The organism is Frankia sp. CcWB2 (genome assembly GCF_977927585.1).
The window spans coordinates 9,133-10,244 of record NZ_CDWRCM010000073.1; the positions used below are offsets into that span (position 1 = coordinate 9,133).

Annotated in this window: 1 protein-coding gene; it reads left to right on the plus strand. The window is 75.3% G+C overall.

Annotated features, from left to right (window positions below; genetic code table 11):
• Positions 1-70: 70 nt before the first annotated feature.
• On the plus strand, positions 71-1,112 hold a 1,042-nt coding region (locus tag ACY45C_RS10050; RefSeq protein ID WP_462187370.1), incomplete at its 3' end, for an ATP-binding protein.

The window sequence follows — 1,112 nt, forward strand, 5'->3', positions numbered from 1 at the left end:
ACCGGCGACACCCGCTCGCCTCGACGGCGTCGACACCGTGGTGAGCTTCCCGCTGTCGGCGGTGGTCGGTATGGACGACCTGCGCCTGGCCCTGCTGCTCAACGCGGTCTCCCCCACGCTGGGCGGAATCCTCGTGCGTGGGGAGAAGGGCACCGCCAAGTCCACCGCCGTGCGCGGCCTGGCCGCCCTGCTGCCCCCGGTGGCGGTCGTGGAGGACTGCCGGTTCTCCTGCGCGCCGGACGCGCCGTCACCGGACTGCCCCGACGGCCCGCATCCCGCGCCGTCGCCGTCGCCGTCGTCACTGACCCGTCCGGCCCGGCTGGTGGAACTGCCCGTGGGCGCCTCCGAAGACCGGGTGACCGGTTCCCTCGATCTGGACCGGGCGTTGGCCGACGGGGTCAGCGTCCTGCGCCCGGGTCTGCTCGCCGCCGCCCACCGCGGGCTGCTCTACGTCGACGAGGTCAACCTGCTGGGGGACCATCTCGTTGACCTGCTTCTCGACGCCGCCGCCTTCGGGGTCGCCCACGTCGAACGCGACGGGGTGTCGGTGCGCCATCCGGCGGTGTTCCTGCTGGTCGGGACGATGAACCCGGAGGAGGGCGAGCTGCGTCCGCAACTGCTCGACCGGTTCGGGCTGACCGTGCACGTCGCGGCCAGCCGTGACCCGGCGGTGCGCGCGGAGGTCGTCCGCCGCCGGCTGGCGTTCGAAGCCGACCCGGCCGGGTTCGCCGCGACCTGGGCGGACGCGGAGGCGGAACTCGCGGCCCGGGTCGTCGCCGCCCGCGGCCGGCTCGGCACGGTCCGGCTCACCGACGCGGCGCTGCGGGCCGTCACCGCCATCTGCGCCGGCTGCGACGTCGACGGCATGCGCGCCGACGTGGTGCTGGCCAAGACCGCGATGGCACTCGCCGCGTGGGCGGGGCGGACCACGGTGCTCGCCGCCGACATCCGTACCGGTGCCCGTCTCGCGCTACCGCATCGCCGCCGCCGCGGGCCGTTCGACGCCCCCGGAATGGACGACGAGACTCTCGACGCCGTCCTCGACGAGGCCCTGGCCGGTCTCGACGAGCGTGTCGGGGCCGAACGCGAGACCGGCGAACGCGAAGCCGGGG